This is a genomic window from Microcoleus sp. AT3-A2, from assembly GCF_036705685.1.
Taxonomy (GTDB): domain Bacteria; phylum Cyanobacteriota; class Cyanobacteriia; order Cyanobacteriales; family Microcoleaceae; genus Microcoleus.
In genome coordinates, this window is record NZ_JAUBVF010000036.1 from 1 (window position 1) to 17761 (window position 17761).

A 17761-nucleotide genomic window follows, 5' to 3' on the forward strand; every position below is an offset into this window, starting at 1 on the left:
TTGGTCGATTTTGATGCAGTTTTTCGGTAGGATTGTTACAATGATGACAAACAATTCCTTCTGATAAAATGCTCAGTCCCAAGAAAATTTTTCCCTCAACTTGAGTACAAGTTTCAACCCTGACTCCAGGCAAGGCTAATAGATAGTCTAGATGGAAGCTCATAACGGTAAATGTATTAGTAGGTACATTTTACACCACAAACTCAGGAGAGCCATTTAGTTCAAAAAAACGCCAAAGAGCGTTATCAAGCCATTTTAATTGATGAAGCTCAAGATTTTTATGATGAATGGTTTGTGGCCATGTTAGGTGCTGTAAGTCCCGATACAAACTCTATGTTTTTTGTCTATGACAATACTCAGTCAGTGTACGAAGGTCAGCAACATCGAACAAAGGAAAAATGGACTTGGAAGAATCTTGGATTTGAAGTCACGGGTCGTTCGCAAATATTTGATTTAAACTATAGAAACGCGCCAGAAATTATAGAATTAGCTTGGCAGTTTATATATCCTTATTTAGCTAGTGCTAATATGAAGATAGCTAAACGCTCAGAAGCTGGTGGTAAAATCGGTCATATTGTCGAACCACTCAAAAAGTCTTCTCGCAGTTCATCTATTAAGCCAATGCTTGTAAAAAATGATATGTCTCCAGACAATATAGCTAAACAGGTTAAACTGGCATTGAGCAGTCATCCAGTTTCTTCAATCGGAGTTTTATTGCATCCACAAGAGCCAAAATCCTTTAAATCAGAAATTAGTGAATGCCTGCATAAATTGGGTGTTAAGCATCACGCTCCCATGCGTCCTCAAGACCGAGATTATAACGTTGTAAACCGACCTTTCGTAATTGTAGATTCTTGGAACGCGCTGAAAGGAGTTGAGTTTGATGCCGTTATTATTGCTGGCGTTGACCGAGTGGAAGACTTGCCCGATCCCGATAAAGATTTTCAAGAAAAAGCAGGACTTTATACAGCAATAACAAGAGCAAAAGATCACCTAGTTATGTTATACCAAAATGAAACTCAAGTTGTGCAGCAACTTCAAAACATTTTGACAGCACCGGATGTTTTGGAGAGTGACTCTATGGTGAATGCTCAGGTTGCTTAGTGTGACGATGTAGATTTGAAGGCAATCGCATACCACACAAAAATAGTTTTACAATACCAATCAAGCAATTTGAAGCGTACTAGGTTCAGGGATAGATTCACCTTCTGCTTCCCAAGCTTCCAAATACATTTCTATCACTTCTTCGCCGTTATGAATTGCTTCCTCACGAGTTTGACCGTGAGTGCAAGGCATCACCACGCGATCAGAAAACTCTGGAATAGTAACTAGAAAAAGTCCATCTTCATCAGACCATTGAACAATCATACTATATCGACTCATAAACCCTCGCCCTCCCTTAACTCATTCATTTCAGTTAATAACTGTGCTAACTGCTTTTCTAGGTAGAGTGGCACATCATCTCCATCTTTGCCGGGAATTGTCAATGTTTTTCTCAGCATTGGATGTCGCCAACGTTCATGGCTACCTTTGCCGCGCTTGGGTAGATAAACAAAACCTTCACGCGCAATTTGACCTTTCAACTCTCTAATTTTCCTTGGCATGGATTTTTGTCTACTGCTCTACTCTATTTTATCACTTTTTTTCCACCCCTCCAAATACGATCGCACCTCATCACCCTCACCTTTCTACAACCTTCTCCCATCGCCTGCTTTAAAGGTTTTTGAAGCCCGATCGCCCTTAACAAATAAGAAAAAGCGCGATCGCTCAATCGTCCCTTAAAGCCGACAGTGTTAAGGAGTGAAAATCCGACCAACTCCTATATAGGGCTTGCTGAATAATCGATCGCAAACTATGAACAGGAGCGATCGATATATTCAAACTCAACTAAAGATAAGTCTTTTCTGCATCGAGTCCACCCAACAATAATTGTAGATTATTTTCAATTTAAAAACAGGTGTTTTTTTTCCAAATAGACATAAAAACACACAAAAAACCCGGCGCCACCAGGTAGCAAGGTTCATAACTAAAAAAGTAATTGCAATAACTGTACCAGATGTATTATCGAGTTTAGCCATCACTCGATTCTGACCGAATCTTCGTTTACCTTGCCTGAACTTGCCCTCAATCGCATTGCAAATTCTCTCATCTTTCAACGCTTGCCTCTTTTTTGATTTACTCACATTTGCTGGCGGTCTTCCTAGGGGCGGCCCACTAATTCTAATTCCTCTTTCTTTGCACGCCCGCTCGGTTCTAAGAGTGTGCGATAAATCCGATCAGCATGAACTGAATCTGGATAATATCCCGTGAACCTATGATATGCTTCTAATTGGGCTTTTAAGTCACCTGATTCGTTAAAGTTATCCCAGCTCATCCGGTCTAAAAATACATATCCTTCAAAAGAACTGGCTGATAGCTTGGCTCCAAATTCTACGCTTTTCCCAGCTTTTCCCCTGACTATGGGACGGATGTGGGGTTGGCTTAAACTTACTATTCTATCCTCAACACTTTGTTTATTATTGTCAAATAACCATTGCTGTTGGCGAGCGACTTCTGTGAGGACTAGCAAGGTTTTATATTGCTTTTTATTCAGACCTTCTAGGGTCGCACCTAAATCGATTAGCTGTTCAATATAATCCCGGTTTCTTGTGATATATTGGAGTGGTTTTTTAATTTCCTGTTTTCTTTTGTTGCGTGTGATTCGTCTTTGTTTCGCTACTGCTAAGTAGTCTTTTCTTGCTAGATTACGGTAGGTTCTTGGTTTTTTATGGGTGTTTTCTTTGATTTGTTTATACAGGGTATCTATAATTTTTTCTGTATGAACTCTGGCTCCGTTTAATAGTCCTAAGTCGGTCGGATAACTAATATAACTTAATTTAATTAGTATGGCATTCGGCAAAATAACATATTGTCAATCGACTTTTTACATCTATTGAAGAGCTAGAGTATTTATTGCAGATCCTCTTAAATGAAGGACAATTAATAATTAAATGGGGGCGCAAAATCACAAACAAGGGTAATGCTTGTCTCACAGTTTAAATGTGCAACAGCTTAAACTCCAAGTATGAGTAAAAGCGTTTATCTCAAAAAAAAATAGGCTAGCTATATTTCACAGCGCCTATCCCAATCAAAATTTTAATGGCTCCCCGCAACGCCGTCTTACCTCAGCTTTTGACCTGGTATTTTACCAGGTGGGTACCGTTGGCTCGGACTTAAAGTTTCTGGGTACAAGCCCAGTTTACTGCTGTCCAAACATCTTGATTCCCGAGAGTTAAGAGTTATAGATCAAAAAAACATTATTGGCAGTCACCAACGTCGCAGTAGAACCTTTATTTAATATATACCAACTAACCCGATTTTGGCAAGCTTCGAGCAATTTAACTTGCATACCAGATAGATTCAACGGTTTGAGCCAGATCCTCAGCTGACGATCGCCCCTGAGCCACCAAGTCCGCGTCGAGCACAACTGTAACGTGACCGAGTTTGCGACCGGGACGCGATACTTTCTTACCATACCAATGGACAAAAGCACCGCTAATTTGTGCCAGTTGTTTTCTTTTTGCTAAATAATCGGACTGGGCAGACTCGTAACCTAGCAAATTTACCATGACAGCGCCTGCACATTTTAAATCGGAATTCCCTAAAGGCAGTTGACAAACTGCGCGCAAATGCTGTTCAAATTGTGAAGTTTCGCAAGCATCGATCGTAAAATGTCCCGAATTGTGGGTGCGGGGTGCAATTTCATTGACTAACAGCTTATTGTCGGCGGTTAAAAATAATTCAATGCCGAATATGCCGACAGCTTGCAAACTGTTGAGGAGAGTGCGGGCGATCGCACAAGCTTCAGTTTTCACATCTAAGCTAATATCAGCGGGCGCAATCACGAGATGACAAACCTGATTTTGCTGCTGAGTTTCCACTATCGGATAAATCGCAATTTCCCCAGTTGCCGATCGAGCTGCAATCACAGCCAATTCGCGATCGAACGGCACAAACTCTTCCACTAGCAAAGACTGACCTTGGAGTGTAGCACGAATTGACTCAAAACTCCCTCGATCCTTAACAATAAAAGTACCTTGGCCGTCATAACCGTGGCGGCGAACTTTGACGACAAAGGGAAAGTCGATCGATCCAGCACCCGAATCTCCTGCAATCTGCACGCTGTCAGAAATAGAAATTGCCGGAAAGTCGATCGCCACCGCCTTAAACAATTCCGGGGGCAAATCCGCACTGCAATCCCATTCCCAAAACCTCGGAGTTGGCAAACCCAAACTTTGTAAATAACAGCGTTGAACGTACTTATCCAACAAAGGAGAAAGCGACGACAAACTCGGCTGGAATAACACACCTTGCCGCTCTAGTGGCCGCAAACCATCCAAATCCACAAACTCATTTTCAAAAGTAATAACATCGCAGCCAGCCGCCAATTGAGCCGTAGCCAAAACATCATCAACAGCAGCCAAAACAGCACCAGCAGCAACAGAAACTGCCGGATCGGTATCATTAGGAGTTTGCACTACCAATTCAATATCTAGCGCCCTAGCAGCATCCCCCATCATCGAAGCTAGCTGGCCGCCGCCGACAACGCCCACCCGCTTAAATTTGGCAGATGAACTCGCAGCGGTTGGATTTGATTTCATGTGAGTAAAATTCCGCAAAGTCAACCTGCCTATCTTATCGCTATTTGGCCCTGGCTCAATTACAGTAATTGCAGAGTTGAAAGCCAAAAAATAGTTTTAATTGCAGGATTAAATCGAGGCAGAACCTAGAAAAATTGGGAGGCTAAAGTCTTTAATTATTGCACGCTCCCAGCCATTGAGAAACAGGCGTCGAACCCGACTCCTCCAGAAAAGTGCCACATCTAGCAATTCCCTAGCGCCAAGCATGGCATAATTGACAGCACTGCAAAAAGCAGATAGACAGATGCCAACACTGAAAATCAGACATTCAGGGAACAAAATTTATAGGTGAGGATACTGTGAAAGTTTTAGTTGTGGGAAACGGAGGTCGCGAACACGCGATCGCAAAAAAACTGCTAGAATCTACGCGGATTAAACAAGTATTCTGCGTACCGGGCAACGGCGGCACAGCTACCACCCCAGGCTGTCAAAATCTGTCGCTCAACATCGACGACTTCCAAGGCATCGAACGCTTTGTGATGGTCAACAACATCGGATTAGTCATCGTCGGCCCCGAATTGCCTCTATCGCTAGGCATCGCCGACTATTTCCACCAGCGAAAAATGATGATTTTCGGCCCCACAAAAGCCGGCGCCCAAATTGAATCCAGCAAATCCTGGGCGAAAGAATTGATGCTCGAAGCAGGCATCCCCACACCCAAAGCTGCCGTATTTACAGACGCAGAAGCAGCAAAAGCATACGTTCTGGAACAAGGAACCCCAATAGTCATCAAAGCAGACGGACTCGCATCAGGCAAAGGAGTCACCGTTGCCACCACCGTCAAAATGGCTCACAGCGCCATCAACACCATTTTCCGAGGCGAATTCGGCACAGACAACATCCGAGTCGTCGTCGAAGAATTCTTAACAGGTCAAGAAGTCTCGATTCTCGCCCTCACCGACGGCATCACAGTGGAACCGTTGCTGCCGGCCCAAGACCACAAAGCTATCGGCGAAGGCGACAAGGGAGCCAACACTGGCGGTATGGGAGCCTACGCCCCAGCGCCCATTGTCACCCCGGAACTCATGGAAAGGATTCAAGAAGAAATTCTCGAACCCACCCTCGCAGCACTGCAAAAACGCAAAATCGACTACCGGGGTGTACTCTACGCAGGTTTAATGATTACCCCCGACGGAGAACCAAAAGTCTTAGAATTCAACTGCCGTTTCGGAGACCCCGAAACTCAAGCGGTTTTGTCACTGCTGGAAACTCCTTTAGAAGATTTGGTGCTGGCCTGCTGTCAGCAGCGTCTCGGTGAATATTCTATTCGCTGGAAGTCGGGGGCATCTGTTTGCGTAGTTTTGGCTTCTGGGGGCTATCCTGGAAGTTATCAAAAAGGCAAAGTTATTACAGGTATCGAGGAAGCTGAAGCCAAAGGGGCAGAAGTGTTTCACGCCGGCACCCAGTTGAAGCACCAGCAGTTGGTGAGCGACGGCGGCCGGGTCTTGGGCGTCACCGCAGCGGGAGAAACTTTGGAACAAGCTATCTCCACAGCTTATGCAGCAGTTGATTGCATCCAATTTGAAGGCGTCTACTGCCGCCGGGACATCGGTCGCCGAGCACTGGGCGGTAAAAATTAGGAATTTCGACATCGGCCGCCATCCGAAAGCCAAGCAATGTCAATGTAGAAATGTAACAATGAAGTTTGGTATCTCTGCGGTGGCCGTAGCGGACAAGTCGCAGCAGAAAATTTAATCGGGAGCCAACTGAATTGATCTTGCTTTTAATATTGAACGGGTGAACTGGTGAAATGCTGGCCATACTAAACAAAATCGGAGAAATTATTGCCCGCTGGTGGTCGGATTTTACCCTCCAGACCCGCCTGATGGCTGCTGCTACCCTCGTAGTTTCGTTAATTATGAGTGGCCTGACATTCTGGGCCGTGAATACTATCCAGCAAGACGCCCGACTTAACGATACTCGTTACGGCCGCGACCTGGGCCTGCTGTTGGCGGCAAATGTGGCGCCGCTGATTGCCAAAAACGATCGCTCCGAAGTCGCCCGCTTTTCTCGCCAATTTTATAGCAGCACCTCCAGCGTCCGCTATATGCTTTATGCAGACGAAGCTGGGGATATTTTCCTGGGGATACCCTTTTCGGAATCAGAGGTACAAACTTCTCTGACGCTGCGCCGCCAGATCAAACTTCCCGATAATTTTCTCGCCGATATTGAGGCGAGAAATTTAACTTCTTTGCCTTTGGTACGGCAGCATTTGACGCCAGATGGAGAAGTTACCGATGTATTTGTGCCGTTAATTCATGAAGACAAATATTTGGGAGTTTTGGCGATCGGCATTAACCCAAATCCCGCAGCAGTTATCTCTTCAAATCTGACTAGGGATGTCACTTTAGCAGTATTTGTGACAATTTGGGTAATGGTAATTTTGGGAGCTGTATTTAATGCTTTGACAATTACTCAGCCGATCAAACAATTAGTCTTCGGGGTAAAAAATATTGCCACCGGGAATTTTAAGCAGCGAGTTGACCTGCCTTTAGGGGGAGAATTGGGCGAGTTAATCGGCAGTTTTAATGAAATGGCTCAGAAACTCGAAAGTTATGAAGAACAAAATATTGAAGAGCTGACAGCGGAAAAAGCTAAGTTAGAAACTTTGGTTTCAACTATTGCTGACGGGGCGCTGTTGTTGGATGCAAATTTGCAGGTAATTTTAGTTAATCCGACGGGGATGCGGATTTTTGGATGGGAAGGCAAAAATGCGCTCGGAGTAAATGTTCTGAACATTTTGCCTTCGGAAGTGCAGCAGGAGTTGGCGAGACCTTTGCAGGAAATAGCTGCGGGCGATCGCGACGGCAGCGAATTTCGCATCTCTATGAGCGAACCAGTTAACCGTACAATTCGGATTGTTTTAACTACTGTCATTCTGCACAAAGCGCCCGGTGCCGAACCGCTGTGCAGAAGCTGCATCCGCCATGAGGAAGATACCTGTACCGAACCACAACGCCCGGTAGCTGTAGAGTGTACTTTCTACGAGCAAACCTCCAAGCATCAAGGTTCAGGAAATTACCGAGAAAGTCTCAAAGGCATTGCAATGACAGTGCAGGACATTACTCGCGAAGTAGAACTCAATGAGGCTAAAAGCAATTTTATCAGCAATGTTTCTCACGAATTGAGAACACCTTTATTTAATATCAAATCTTTTATCGAGACTCTCCACGAGTACGGGGAAGACCTTCTAGAAAGTGAGCGCAGGGAATTCCTAGAAATTGCCAATCGAGAAACCGATCGACTAACTCGTTTAGTTAACGACGTGTTAGACTTGTCGCGACTGGAATCCTGCCGAGTTTATCATTTGGAGGCGGTTGACCTCCCGCAAGCTGTGGAACAAACCCTGCGGACTTATCAGTTAAATGCTAAGGATAAAGGCATTGAATTAGAGCAAGAAGTTGACCCGTATTTGCCGCCTGCTTTAGGTCATTACGATTTGCTGCTGCAAGTATTTGCAAATTTAGTAGGAAATGCCTTAAAATTTACTCAGTCCGGCGGCAAGGTGGCAATTCGAGCGTATTTGCTAGAGCCGGAGGCCCCCACCAACAAAGATGGTCAATCCGTCAACCACAACTTGTCACCGGATGCCAAACATTTTCCGGTAGTGCGGATCGAAATTTCTGATACTGGAATTGGCATAGATCCTGAAGACCAACAAGCAATCTTCGATCGCTTTTTCCGGGTAGAAAACCGAGTACATACTTTAGAAGGAACGGGATTAGGTCTTTCTATTGTCAGAAACATTATTGATAAGCACCACACTAAAATTAATTTAGTTAGCGAAGTTAATGTGGGTACAACTTTCTGGTTCGACTTGGCAGTTTATCAGCCGAAACAAACAGTAGAGATGGAAAATTCTTGGCCAGTGGAAGCAACGGTGGAGAGTGAAACAATTGCGAGTCATCTTAGATCGATTCCGGTTGCACCGGAATGATTGTTGACTTTTGACTGTTGACTGTTGATTAGGAATCAAGAAGAAAGCAGATTAGTTAGATGGGGATTTTTTAACTGCAGATAGCAGCCGAGGGACGCAGATGAAGGACGATTCGATTTTATCTGTGTTTATCGGCGTTTATCTGCGGTTAAACCTAGATTCCTATTGTTTCCGGTAGATGGGGTTCTAATTACGTCAAGACTTAAGAAAGAGTCTTTCGAGCACGTTCCGATCGCTCTTCTGCGGTATCCATAACATCCGCCATTTTATCCACCATTTCCCCTGGGTAATTTTCTAGTACCCGCGTAGAAAGTGAAATTCGGCCACGACTTTCATCGAGGTCAAGCACGATCGCTTTTAGGGGTTGACCGGGAGCAAACACCTTGCCAAGGTTATCAATATATTTTTGGCTGACTTGCTTGATGTGCAGCAAACCGCTAACTCCTTCCAAGTCCACGAACACGCCAAAAGGCTTGATGCTGCTGACTTTTCCTTCCACCAACTGACCAATTTGCAAATCCTTGAAGGCATTGGATTGAGTGGCCATCCGCTGGGAAAGTACGAGTTTTTCCCGTTCGCGATCGACCTCCAAAAAATTAACGCTCAAAGATTGACCAATCAGCGATTCTAGGTTATCGCGATCGACTAAGTGCGATCGGGGAATAAAACCCCGCATTCCCTGAACATCTACAGTCACGCCGCCCTTATTCGCCCCAGAAACCCGCACCTGAAGAACTTTACCGGTTTCTTGCAATTCAATTAAATCTTCCCAAGCTTGCTGAATTTGTAACTGCCGCAGAGACAAAGTAACTTGGCCATCTGCATCTTGTTCGCGGATAATCAAAAAGTCCCGTTCCTCGTCCAGCGGAACCACTTCCGACAAATCCGTTACTGTTCTCAAAGCAGCCTCTTCGATCGGCAAAAAAGCCGAAGACTTGCCGCCGATATCAACATACGCACCGTTTGAGTCGTACTCGAACACTTTGCCGCGCACTACTTGTCCCTTCTGGAACTCATAATTGTGCTGTTCGAGGGCTTTAGCAAAATCATCCATTGAAAAGGATGGTTTTGCGCTTTGAGAACCTGTAGATTTGGAATTCATGTCAGTTTAGTTGTCAGTTGTCAGTAATTTAGTTGGCAGTCGTCAGTAGAAAAAATTTTCCCACTCTCCCCATCTCCCTATCTCCCTATCTCCCCATCTCCCACTCTCTAAGCTGGTTGAAGTTGCTGATGAAATAGCTGCTTCACCTGCACCCACGAGTCGGCTGCTGCCGTAGCGTCGTAACTGCCGCGGTGGTCGCAGAAGAAGCCGTGATCGGCATTGTAGCGGAAAATTTGGTGAGAAATACTGTGTTTTTGCAATTCTGCGGCGATTTGGTCAACTTGTTCTAAGGGAATGCTGGGGTCTTGAGTGCCAAAAAAGGCGTAGAGAGTGCCTTTAATGTCTGCTGTGCGGGCGATCGTGGGGGTGCCGCCGCCGGGGGTTTGGGTGGCAATACCGGCGCCGTAGAACGACGCTGTAGCCTTGATTTCGGGCAAAGTAGCGGCGAGGTAGGCGACGTGCCCTCCAAAGCAGAAACCAATGCAGCCAAAACCTTCTGGTTTGACAGAGGGTAGAGTTTTGAGGTAATCGATGGTGGCTTGGATATCGCCGAGAAGTTCGGAAGCGGTGGTTTTTTCTTTGTATTCTCTGCCGATTTGGATGGCTTCGGGTGTGTAGCCGGTTTCAAAGCCGGGGGCTTGACGCTGGTAAATGGCTGGGGCGATCGCCACATATCCTTCTTTTGCTATTCTTTCCGTAACTTCGCGGATGTGCGCGTTGACGCCAAAGATTTCTTGAATCACGATAACTGCGGGAAATTGCCCTGGGGAGGCTGGCTGGGCTAGGTATGCAGCTATTTGCAAATCCCCGTTAGGAACTGTGATGTTTTTGGTGCTAATTTCGGCTTTTGTCATAGGTAGTTTTAAGGTAAATGCCACTCTACTGATTTTAAGTTAATTTGGGGATTTTGTATGCAATTTGCCAATAATATTTTTCGCAACCGCGAAGCGCAAATACTGCAAATATGGCAGGTAAAAATTCGCTAATTATTGAAGGTTTAGGTTTTTGTGAATAAGTCTGGATCAATCACTTCTAACAATTAATTAAGATTTGCTCCCATAAAATATAAATTGCAATCAGTGATTGGCTAAAGCATAGATTTTGAGAAGCCTACCATTGGGAAGCTTTTATCTGACTTTTTCGTAAGATTTCCTAGAGAAGTGTATAACTCGATTAGCTGTTAAATATGAGCTATTTTTTGTGATATGTCGGAGTTGTTTTTTAATCACTTTGCTTTTTGGTTGGCGGAATAGTTGTGTTTTTTTTGCTAATTTTAAGTAGTCTTTTATGGCTATATTGCGGTAGGTTATTGGTTTTTCCTTGAGCTTCCCTTTATAGGCAGTTTTGGTTCCATCACTCTCGAACGCGCGCCCGATAACGGAAAAAACCTAAAACCCTATCAGGGATTGAAACATAACCAAAAATAGGATATCTAAAATGACAGACACTCTTCGCCGGAAAAAACCCCATTTTCCAGCTCGCTCCAAAACCTTGTTCTAGGCGGGGATACTATATTTTCCCAGCCTAGGGCTTGGAAGTGCGACAGCTCGGTCAGGATATCAAATTTCCCCATTTAAAGCTGGAAACTATTAAAGCTCACTCAGCCTATTCATCTATTTTCAGCTTCGGCAGTTGGCCGAGCGCCTCTGGGATTTTGGTTATATGATTGCCACTGAGGTCAAGGTATTCCAGCTTGGGCAGTTGCCCTAGCACCTCTGGGATGGAGGTAATCTGATTGCCACTGAGTCCAAGCCCTACCAGATTCGACAGTTGCCCTAGCGCCTCTGGGATGGAGGCAATCTGATTCTCACCGATGTAAAGCCACATCAGATTCGACAATTGCCCCAACGCCTCTGGGATGGAGGCAATCTGATTCTCACCGAGGTAAAGCTGGGTCAGATTCGACAGTTGCCCCAGCGCCTCTGGGATGGAGGTAATCTGATTTCTACTGAGGTAAAGCTTTGTCAGCTTGGACAGTTGCCCCAGCGCCTCTGGGATGGACGTAATCTGATTGTTACTGAGGTAAAACCCTCTCAGATTCGACAATTGCCCCAGTGCCTCTGGAATGGAGGTAATCTGATTATCACCGAGGTAAAGCTTGGTCAGATTCGACAGTTGCCCGAACGTCTCTGGTATGGAAGTAATCTGATTGTCACTAAGGTAAAGCTCTGTCAGATTCGACAATTGCCCGAGCGCCTTTGGGATGGAAGTAATCTGATTTCTACGGAGGTCAAACCATGTCAGATTCGATAGTTGCCCGAACACCTCTGGGATGGAGGTAAGCTGATTCCTACTGAAGTCAAGCCGTGTCAGATTCGACAGTTTTCCGAGCGCGCTTGGGAGGGAGGTAATCTCGTTGTTACTGAGGTCAAGCTCTTTCAGATTGGACAGTTGGCCGAGCGCTTCTGGGATTTTGGTTATCTGATTGCTACTGAGGTCAAGGTATGTCAGCTTGGACAGTTGCCGAAGCACCTCTGGGATGGAAGTAATTTTATTTTTATAGAGGTCAAGCTCTGTCAGATTTAACAGTTGCCCGATTGCATCTGGGATGGAGGTAATCTGGTTCTCACGGAGGTCAAGCCGTGTCAGGTTCGACAATTGCCCGATTGTATCTGGGATGGAGGTAATCTGATTTCTATTGAATAAAAGCCGTGTCAGATGCGTACACTTGGCAATTTCTGGTGGCAATTCTTCCAGCTCCAACCCCGACAAATCCAGTTCCGTCAAATTTTTCTTGGCTGCTTGGTCAATTCGTCGAGCTGCTTCGTCTCGCGTCATGCTCTTTGTTTCTCCGTAGTATTTATTTTCCCGAAATTCAGAATATTTCTGGTTTTTATTTGACTCTCTAGCTTTTAGAAGCGGGGTATCATCTTGAGAAAACGATGCAATAGGCATCTTGACAACCACCTCAGACCCAACAATGTAGCTTTGATACAAAAGCTACATTGTTGGATGTAAGAGTGTAGTGTCAAAGGTTGACACAGCAGACTTAACTATAAGCATTAAACTATAAACATTATAGTCAAACCAGGTAAAAGCATACAGGGCAAAGGTTTGACGTGAAATCACTTTTCAACCCAATCATAAATCGCTTCTGGGATGTCTTCAACCCAATCACGGAGCGCTTCTGAGATGGAGGTAATTTTATTGTTACGGACGTCAAGCCATTCCAGATTTGACAGTTGTTTGAGCGTTTCTGGGATGGAGGTAATTTTATTGTTATTGAGGCAAAGCCCTGTCAGATTCGGCAGTTGCCCAAGCGCCTCTGGGATGTAGGTAATCTTATTGTTATTGAGACCAAGCAAGTCCAAATTCGACAGTTGCCCGATCGCCTCTGGAATAGAAGTAATATCATTGCTACTGAGGTAAAGATATTTCAGATTTAACAGTTGCCCAAGCGCCTCTGGAATGGAGGTAATTTGATTGCTATTGAGGCAAAGTCCTGTCAAATTCGACAGTTGCCCGAGTGCCTCTGGGATGGAGGTAATATCATTGCTATTGAGTTCAAGCCACCTCAGATTCGACAGTTGCCCGAGTGCCTCTGGGATGGAGGTAATCTTATTGTTATTGAGACCAAGCCGTGTCAGATTTGACAGTTGTCCGAGCGTCTCTGGAATGGAAGTAATCTCATTGTCACTGAGGTCAAGCCGTGTCATATTTGACAGTTGCCCTAGCGCTTCTGGGATGGAGGTAATCTTATTATAACTGAGGTCAAGGCTTGTCAGATTCGATAGTTGCCCGAACGCCTCTGGGATGGAGCTAATCTGATTCCTACTGAAGTTAAGCCGTGTCAGATTTGACAGTTGTCCGAGCGCTTCTGGGATGGAAGTAATATGATTATTACTAAGGTCAAGCAATTTCAGATTCGACAGTTGCGACATAGCATCTGGGATAAAGGTAATCTGGTTCGTATCGAGTAAAAGGTGTGTCAGATGCGTATACTTAAAAATTTCCGGTGGCAATTCTTTCAAATCCAGCCCCGACAAATTCAGTCCCGTCACTTTTTTATTGATAAGTCGCTCAATTCGTCGTAGTGCTTCCTCTTGGGTCATGTCCTTTGTTTCTCGGTAGTATTCATTTTATTGTGGCAACAATTTAGCCTGTTGGAAAATCCATTTCCCAACTATGACTCGAAACTGTTACGGCTCGGTCAGGATACCGCTATTTCCCCATCTAGGGCTTGAAACGCCCAAACTACAAAATTATTGGCTCAAAAATAGACCTCTCCTCTCTCTTTTTATCTCCTCCCATAACCTCAAGCAATCGATCGACTACGCGCCTCCAAGTAAAATTTTCAGCCACAAAAGCCGGGCCCGCAACCCTCGCTTTCGCAGCGATTCCAGGCTGTTCGATCGCCCCTTGCATCAAATCAGTCAAGTGTTCCCACTCAGGAGCTAAGATAAATAAGGTTTCCCCGTCACTCACCACTGCCGTAAATTTACTCTCAATCCGCAGTGCAAAGTTCGATCGCGTAAAATCATCCGTAGGGCCGCCTGCAGTGCAAATAACCGGCAAACCACAAGCTGCAGCTTCCAACACCGGCAGATTAAAACCTTCTGCCAAATAGGGAGAAACATAAACATCTGCTGCTTGGTAAAACTCTGCTATTTGAGCAAAAGATAGCTGGCTACCAGTATAAATTAATTTTGGTAAAACCCTCGCTCTTTCCGCATCGTTGAGCACAACTTGGCAGGCTTCAGCAATCTCGTCTCTCGACGGATAAAGCAGTTCAGAACCTTTTAAAACTAATCTCGCATCTGGATATTTGTCAACTACCGCAGCGAAGGCTTTTAATAAAGGGCGAATACCTTTGCGATCGGTTTGTCCGCCGATGTTTAAAAATATAAAATAGTTTGACCAGCCCAAGCTTTCGCGCAGCGATTGACGCCGATCGCCCGCAGCAGGATAATAAATCTTAGGATCGACTCCCAAAGGTACGACGGCAATGCGATCGGCCTCAACACCGCTGCGAATTAAGCCGGCTTTTGACCAAGCTGAAGGTGTAATAATTTTCGTTTCTGAATTAACCGGGGTTTGGGCGATCGACTTAACACCCATCGCCTGTAATACTGAACTGGTAATAATCCCCCATTCTGTCGCTGCAAATACCCAAGTTTGAGCGCTACTGGATGCCGAGAAGTCCCACGGGCAGTAAATTCGCAGGGTAACATCGGCTGACTGATTTACCGCAGGGTTCTTAATGCTGCGAAGTAATGTTTCATTTGGGCGATCGAACAAACTAATTTTCGTCTCCCAAGCTGCGTCAATGTATGGCATATCGCGGTGGAAAAGCTCAATTTGTCCTCGCGGACGATCGAGCATTTCCAGCAGTTGAAATTGATTGGCTACGCAATAGGAATGATAAATAAAACGCCAGCCTTCAACAATAATCTGCAATTCAAACTCCCGCTTTTGAAATTAAAAATTCACCTAATAATCAGAAACTGGTAATTAGTAATTAGCCAGCAAAAATTACCAATTACCAATTACCAGAAAGAATAGGTTTACAGCCAGAACCCCGATCAGGAGAAATTAAAAGAAGACTGTTCATTACTCCAATCCTCTTCGTTCCAGGTAGATGTCGGTATCCCAGGTCAACTGTCAACTGCCAACTGCCAACAGTCAACAGTCAACTGTCAACTGAACAATTCCTTACTTAATCACTTGCCAATCCATAATCCGCCACTGTCCATCTTGACGGATCAAGTCGTAGCGCACCCGCAGGTTTTCATTGCGGGAAGAAACGAGCTGAGAACGATCGAACACTTCGGCTTTTTCCGAGACTTGGGCTTCTACTTGGGCGCGATCGGGATTAGTCGGATTTGTGGTAACTCCATTAACTTGCAGCTTGTGTACATAACGCTGGTGAGCGTTGTTACGCTGTTGAGCTTCTGCCATTAATTGCCAGCGAGACAAAGCCGGTTCTGTCAGAACTTGCTTTAATTCTTCGACAGCGTGATTAGGGCCCAAAGCCGCTGCTTTCGCCGATAGCCAGCTTTGAACTAAGTCTTTTGCTGATTGCTCAGTGATTTCTCCCGACACTGGGCCTGCGGCGCTCGGCTCTGGGGCCGGGGCCACGGCAGGGATTTCCAGCGGCGGTTCTTCCAGGCGAACCAGGGCTTGCTCTCCTCGGAGAGATGGGCCCGATAGGGCTTGCATCGCGCTAGCCAACAGACTGAGTATTAACCACAGGAATAACAGGCTCAGGACACCTGCGACTAGAAACAAAGCCAACCTGTTTGGAGGCATGGACTTGACTTGGGCGGTAATTTCTGCTGCCTTGGTGCGCGCCCGATCGGCAAAATCGCCCTTTAGCCCATTGCCACTTGCTCCGCTGCGCCCTGAATGTTGGCGTCTGCGTTGTTTGGAAGTCGAGTCTGCAGGGTGTGGCACTGTAGCTATCGGGAGAGAGACCGGGGCAACAGCGCTTGGCGCGGCCACTGCTGCCTGGGATTTCGCGCCCGAAGCTGCGGTGGAAGCGTCGCCCGGTACGGGGGTCAAGGTGACGGTACTGGCTCCCTGCTTGGCTGTGGGTGGCTGTGCGGGTATGGCAGCGGGCGATCGGCCTGCTGCCGGTTGCAGTCGCCCTGGGAGCTTGCCGGCGCGGGGCTGCACGACGACCCATTCGTTGGCGGTTTCTGCGTCCTGTGGCAAAGCTTCTAGGTAAGCTTGTACTTTCGGGTCGGCAAAGTAGTCTTTCAAGGACACTGACTCGTTGGCCAAGTCGCGGAAGTGGGGAAACACTTCTTCTTGTAGCCAATGTTCGGCGTACAAGCACAGTCCGGGCAACAAGTCGGGTGAATCTTGGGAATGTTCGCGAATGAAGGCCAGGGGTTCTTTTTCCGAACTGAGTTCGAGGGCTCTGCTGGCTTCTTCTGTCTGGCCCAGCAGCAGCGAACAAACGGCTTTTTCCAGGTGAACGTCTTGGCGGCGACCGAGCTGCATCAGCATCAGCTTTGCCCGACGGATCATCGATGGCTGTCTGGCGGCAAATCCTTGGGCTAACAGGGTGTAGACCGAGAGGTAAGTGGCGACTGCGGAGGGGCGGCCGGCTTCGGCTTCAAATAGCGCCTGCTGCTCGCTGCTGGTTAGGTGTTTACGCATTTGCTGCACGAACCGGAGGAAGTCTTCTATTCCTAAACCCGATCGATCGTCTCCCGAACCGTCGATACCGCCTCGTTCTTGAAGCATTTCTCGCAGGATTTCCAGCCCCCGGCGACGCTCGGCGACTTTTTCTTCGGGGAGTGATAATAGCTCTAAAATGTTGTACGGACGGAGTTTGTATATGTCGGCTTGCATTTCACCCCTCACGCTTGCAAATAGGCTTTCGCGCAGCAGCAATTCTTGACCTGCTTCTAATGATTTTGCGGCATTTTCGTACTGACCTTGCTGCCACTGTTCGCGGCCGAGTTCTAGACAGGCAAGGCTGACGGTTAAAACTATATCTGGCCTCACGAGCTGAGGGTCGCCGAAACGACCTTCTGCGATCGCGATGCTGCCATTGTTAAGATACGGGCGACCCAGCTTCTGTACGAGTTCGTATTCCCCCAGTTCTTGCAGTATGAGCAGGGCTCCTACGAATTGGTTGTCATCGATTTCAATACTTGGAGTGTGGGGGTCGGGAGCAGCCTCTAAAGCCTTGGACTCTGCCGGAGCGGTTTCTCCTGCGTCTTGCAGGACGGTGGCAGTGCCTGCTAAGGTTTTTGACCTCTGGTGCTTGGCTTCCTGTGCGGCTTCCGACTCTCGATCGTAAGTTTTGGCTAAAAAACTGGCATCGTAAGCTTTGCGCCCCTCTGAGTCTGACAGAACGGCGCAGGCTTCATCGAGCAGTTGTTTGCGGGCGACGATCGCAACTTCGGAATACTCCCTGCGCGGAAGCTGTAAAGTTCGATCGCGGTGAGCCTGCTGCAACTGTTCGGCAGTAGCTTGAATCGGTAGACCCAAAATCCGGTAGTAATCTAGTGGAATTAACATAAGTTAAAGAACTGTCCACTTCCCCAAAGCGCTAGCAACTGAATTAGCCTATCTTAAGTGACATACTCC

Annotated in this window: 11 protein-coding genes, 1 other RNA gene and 3 pseudogenes; 4 read left to right on the forward strand and 11 right to left on the reverse strand. The window is 46.3% G+C overall.

Annotation, left to right across the window (positions count from 1 at the left end; all coding sequences use genetic code 11):
• Positions 1 to 219 precede the first annotated feature (219 nt).
• A pseudogene (locus tag QUB37_RS19135) lies at positions 220 to 1104 on the forward strand (hypothetical protein); the annotation flags it as partial.
• Positions 1105 to 1164: 60 nt separating this feature from the next.
• Here QUB37_RS19135 and QUB37_RS19140 read toward each other — a convergent pair.
• The 3 genes and pseudogenes from QUB37_RS19140 to QUB37_RS19150 all read right to left on the reverse strand — a co-directional run.
• Positions 1165 to 1383, reverse strand: a complete 219-nt coding sequence (locus QUB37_RS19140) for a type II toxin-antitoxin system HicB family antitoxin (RefSeq protein ID WP_333164951.1) — start codon at positions 1381 to 1383, stop codon at positions 1165 to 1167.
• Entirely contained in the window at positions 1380 to 1604 is a 225-nt protein-coding gene (locus tag QUB37_RS19145) for a type II toxin-antitoxin system HicA family toxin (RefSeq protein WP_333164953.1), read from the reverse strand. Before QUB37_RS19145 ends, QUB37_RS19140 begins: the two co-directional genes overlap by 4 nt.
• Before the next feature lie 279 nt (positions 1605 to 1883).
• Positions 1884 to 2866 (reverse strand): annotated as a pseudogene (locus tag QUB37_RS19150) (transposase); the annotation flags it as partial.
• Between the two features lie 14 nt (positions 2867 to 2880).
• Here QUB37_RS19150 and QUB37_RS19155 point away from each other — a divergent pair.
• A pseudogene (locus tag QUB37_RS19155) lies at positions 2881 to 3039 on the forward strand (IS630 family transposase); the annotation flags it as partial.
• A 100-nt stretch (positions 3040 to 3139) separates the two neighbouring features.
• Here QUB37_RS19155 and ssrS read toward each other — a convergent pair.
• Positions 3140 to 3327: non-coding RNA, 6S RNA (gene ssrS, locus QUB37_RS19160), on the reverse strand.
• 50 nt (positions 3328 to 3377) lie between these two features.
• On the reverse strand, positions 3378 to 4640 hold the full coding sequence (locus QUB37_RS19165) for a 5-(carboxyamino)imidazole ribonucleotide synthase (RefSeq protein ID WP_333164955.1): 1263 nt from the start codon (positions 4638 to 4640) through the stop codon (positions 3378 to 3380).
• Positions 4641 to 4978: 338 nt separating this feature from the next.
• On the opposite strand from QUB37_RS19165, the gene purD reads away from it, so the two are divergent.
• Complete coding sequence (purD, locus tag QUB37_RS19170) at positions 4979 to 6259, forward strand: phosphoribosylamine--glycine ligase (protein WP_333164958.1); 1281 nt, start codon at positions 4979 to 4981, stop codon at positions 6257 to 6259.
• Between the two features lie 170 nt (positions 6260 to 6429).
• On the forward strand, positions 6430 to 8616 hold the full coding sequence (locus tag QUB37_RS19175; protein ID WP_333164960.1) for an ATP-binding protein: 2187 nt from the start codon (positions 6430 to 6432) through the stop codon (positions 8614 to 8616).
• 202 nt (positions 8617 to 8818) lie between these two features.
• Here QUB37_RS19175 and QUB37_RS19180 read toward each other — a convergent pair whose 3' ends face one another.
• The 6 genes from QUB37_RS19180 to QUB37_RS19205 all read right to left on the reverse strand — a co-directional run bounded on the left by QUB37_RS19180 (position 8819) and on the right by QUB37_RS19205 (position 17692).
• The gene (locus QUB37_RS19180; RefSeq protein WP_333164962.1) at positions 8819 to 9718 is read right to left on the reverse strand and encodes a S1 RNA-binding domain-containing protein; all 900 of its coding nucleotides are present in this window, start codon (positions 9716 to 9718) and stop codon (positions 8819 to 8821) included.
• A 107-nt stretch (positions 9719 to 9825) separates the two neighbouring features.
• On the reverse strand, positions 9826 to 10572 hold the full coding sequence (locus QUB37_RS19185; protein ID WP_333164965.1) for a dienelactone hydrolase family protein: 747 nt from the start codon (positions 10570 to 10572) through the stop codon (positions 9826 to 9828).
• A gap of 751 nt (positions 10573 to 11323) precedes the next feature.
• Entirely contained in the window at positions 11324 to 12613 is a 1290-nt protein-coding gene (locus QUB37_RS19190) for a leucine-rich repeat protein (protein ID WP_333164967.1), read from the reverse strand.
• Positions 12614 to 12783: 170 nt separating this feature from the next.
• Positions 12784 to 13770, reverse strand: coding sequence for a leucine-rich repeat protein (locus tag QUB37_RS19195; protein WP_333164969.1), 987 nt, complete (start codon positions 13768 to 13770; stop codon positions 12784 to 12786).
• Positions 13771 to 13912: 142 nt separating this feature from the next.
• Positions 13913 to 15115: a glycosyltransferase family 4 protein gene (locus QUB37_RS19200; RefSeq protein WP_333164971.1), complete on the reverse strand. Its 1203-nt coding sequence runs from the start codon at positions 15113 to 15115 to the stop codon at positions 13913 to 13915.
• 255 nt (positions 15116 to 15370) lie between these two features.
• Positions 15371 to 17692, reverse strand: a complete 2322-nt coding sequence (locus tag QUB37_RS19205; protein WP_333164973.1) for an IMS domain-containing protein — start codon at positions 17690 to 17692, stop codon at positions 15371 to 15373.
• Between the last annotated feature and the right edge of the window lie 69 nt (positions 17693 to 17761).